Consider the following 3,739-nt stretch of genomic DNA (forward strand, 5'->3'; position numbering starts at 1 on the left):
GGACAAGAACCATCACAAGAAATCCAAGATGAATTTGAAAAGGTTAGAGAATTAAATAGAAATTGTTAATAAAAATATGTTATTTTTTGTAAACACATAAATATTCTTATACATTATAAGAAATTTTATTATTAATTAAGGAAGTTGAGAAAAGCGGTTACAAATTAAATTAAATTGATTTATAATCTTAAATATTACGATGAAAATAAGCAGGAGGGGATAATATGCAAAAGCAGTTTAAAAAAGTATTAGTTGCAAACAGAGGAGAAATTGCAATAAGAATTTTTAGAGCATGTGCAGAGTTAGGCATAAAAAGTGTAGGGATATATAGCAAGGAAGATAAGTATAGTTTATTTAGAACAAAAGCTGATGAATCTTATCTGATAGATGAAGATAAGGGACCTATTGATGTATATCTAGATATAGATGGAATTATAGAATTGGCCAAACAAAAAAATGTTGATGCTATCCATCCTGGATATGGATTTTTAGCTGAGAATTCAGAGTTTGTTCGCAAATGCGAAGAAAATGGAATAACTTTTATAGGGCCATCAGCAGATATAATGGATAAGATGGGGGATAAAATAAACTCTAAAAAAGTTGCCCATGGAGTAGGGGTTCCTACTATACCTGGAGTTGATAAGGTTATAGAGAGTGTTGAAGAGGCAAAAGAAGTCGCAAATTACGTTGGATATCCTGTTATGGTTAAAGCGTCTAATGGCGGTGGCGGTAGAGGTATGAGAGTAGTTTATAATGAAAAAGACTTAGCTCTTGAATATGAAACTGCCTGTAGTGAATCAAAAAAAGCCTTTGGGAAAGCAGTTATATTTATAGAAAAATATATTGTAGATCCAAAACATATAGAAGTACAGATATTAGGGGATAAACAAGGAAACATAGTCCATTTATACGAAAGAGATTGTTCTGTACAAAGAAGACATCAAAAAATAATTGAATATGCACCTGCATTTTCTTTATCTACAGAGTTAAGAGAAAAAATATGTAGTGATGCAGTAAAAATAGCTAAGAGTGTTGGCTATGTAAATGCAGGAACTTTAGAGTTCTTAGTGGATTCAGACGGAAACTATTACTTCATAGAAATGAACCCAAGGGTTCAAGTTGAACATACTGTAACAGAAGAAGTAACTGGTATAGATATAGTACAAAGCCAAATATTAATAGCAGAAGGATACACTTTAGATAGTGAAGAAATAGATATAAAATCTCAAGAAAGCGTAAAAGTAAGTGGATTTTCAATTCAATGCAGAATTACAACAGAAGACCCTAAAAATAACTTTATGCCAGATACAGGAAAGATACAAGTTTATAGAACTGGTTCAGGAGCAGGTATAAGACTTGATGGTGGTAATGGATGTGCAGGGTTCGATATAAGTCCATATTACGACAGTTTATTAGTTAAAACTGTATCTTGGGATAGAACATTCAAAAAAGCAATCAATAAAATGTTAAGATCTATAAGAGAGTTTAGAATCAGAGGAGTAAAAACAAATGTCGGATTCTTAACTAACGTACTAGAAAGTCCTGTATTCCAAGAAGGGAAATGTAGTACAAAATTTATAGATGAACACCCAGAATTATTTAATATAAAAGAAAGCAAAAATAGAGCAACAAAATTGCTTCAATTCATAGGTAACGTTATAGTAAATGAAAATAAATGTGCGCAAAAGCCAGTATTTACTAAACCACACAAACCAATAATAAGAACAGACATACCATATGTTGAAGGAAGTAGACAACAACTAGAAAGACTAGGAAAACAAGCATATATAGAAAAAATAAAAAATGAAAAGAAATTATTATTAACAGATACAACTATGAGAGATGCACATCAATCTTTAGTTGCAACAAGATTAAGAACTTACGACTTCTTACAAGCAGCACCAGCCACAGAGGCCTACATGAAAGATTTATTCTCACTAGAAATGTGGGGGGGAGCTACTTTTGACGTTGCGTATAGATTTTTAAACGAATCACCATGGAGAAGACTACAAAAACTAAGAGAAGAAATACCAGATATATTATTCCAAATGCTATTTAGAGCATCTAACGGTGTTGGATATACTAACTATCCAGACAATGTTATAACTGAGTTTATAAAAGAATCAGCAAAACAAGGAATAGATGTAATAAGAATATTTGACTCACTAAACTGGGTTGAAAATATGAAATTATCAATTGATGCAGGTCTAGAAACAGGCAAAATAGTAGAAGCGACAATGTGTTATACAGGAGACATATTAGACCCATCTAAGTCTAAATACAACCTTGAATATTATATAAATATGGCACAAGAGTTAGAGTCATTAGGAACAGATATCATATGTATAAAAGATATGGCAGGTTTATTAAAACCACATGCAGCGTATAGCTTAATAAAAGCATTAAAGGAAAATGTAAATACACCAATACATCTACATACTCATGATACTAGTGGTAATGGAGTTGCAACTTGTTTAATGGCATCTAAAGCTGGTGTAGACATAGTAGATACAGCTTTACAATCAATGGCAGGGCTTACAAGTCAACCATCGTTAAATGCTATAGTAGAGGCTTTAAGATTTGATGAAAGAGATACAAAAATAGATTTATATGGATATGAGCAAATAGGCGATTATTATTATGATTTAAGAGAAGTTTATAAAAAGTTTGAAAGTGGATTAACAACTTCTTTCGCACAAATATATCAATATGAAATGCCTGGAGGACAATATTCTAACCTTAAAGCACAAGCAGATAGTTTAGGATTACAAGATGAATTTGACTCAGTAAAAGAAAATTATCAAAAAGCTAATAAGATATTAGGGGATATAATAAAAGTTACACCATCTTCTAAAGTTGTTGGGGACTTATCAATATTTATGACTAAAAATAAATTGAACGAAGAAAACATAATAGAAGAAGGTAAAAAATTATCATTCCCAGATTCAGTTGTTGATTATTGTAAAGGAATGATAGGTCAACCTGTTGGAGGAATACCAAAAGATTTACAAGAAGTTGTTTTAAAAGGGGAAGCTCCAATAACAGAAAGACCAGGTAAATTAATGCCGTTAGCTGATTTTGAAGCTGATAAAGAATATTTAAATGAAAAATTCTCTATGGAATCTAATATAAGAAATATTTTAAGTTATGAATTATATCCAAAAGTTTATGAAGATTATTTAAGACACCTTCAAGAATATAACGACATATCTAAATTAGAAAGTCATGTATTCTTCTATGGACTAGATAAAGACGAAGAATGTGATGTTGAAATAGAAGAAGGTAAATTATTAGCGATAAGATTAATTGGGGTTGGTCCAGTAAAAGAAAATGGATATAGAACAGTAGTATTTAGAATGAATGGATCATTAAGAGAAGTCGAAATAAAAGATAAAAATTTCTCAGGATTAATAAAACAAGTTCAACTTGCTGATATGAATGACCCATTACAAATAGGTGCAGCAATACCGGGCAAAGTAGTTAAAACTCTTGTCAAGAAAGGTGATATAGTAGAAGAAAATCAACCATTAATAGTTATAGAAGCTATGAAGATGGAAACTAATATAGTTGCTAAAGTAGCTGGGAAAATATCTTCTATAGAAGTTAGAGAAGGAGATATGGTTACAGATAAACAATTATTAATGACTATGGAATCACTAGGAGAAGAAGCTGTACATGCTGCAAAATTCGCAGAATTATTAGGAGAATGTGTTGTTGCTGATACAAAAGCAAACTTAAA

General features: G+C 31.1%; 1 pseudogene. It reads left to right on the forward strand.

Features of this window, described 5'->3' with window-relative positions:
- Positions 1 to 224: 224 nt before the first annotated feature.
- Positions 225 to 3,653 (forward strand): annotated as a pseudogene (locus I4U58_RS11490) (pyruvate carboxylase); the annotation flags it as partial.
- Positions 3,654 to 3,739 lie beyond the last annotated feature (86 nt).

It is taken from the genome of Clostridium sp. 1001270J_160509_D11 (genome assembly GCF_015667935.1).
GTDB lineage: Bacteria > Bacillota > Clostridia > Peptostreptococcales > Peptostreptococcaceae > Intestinibacter.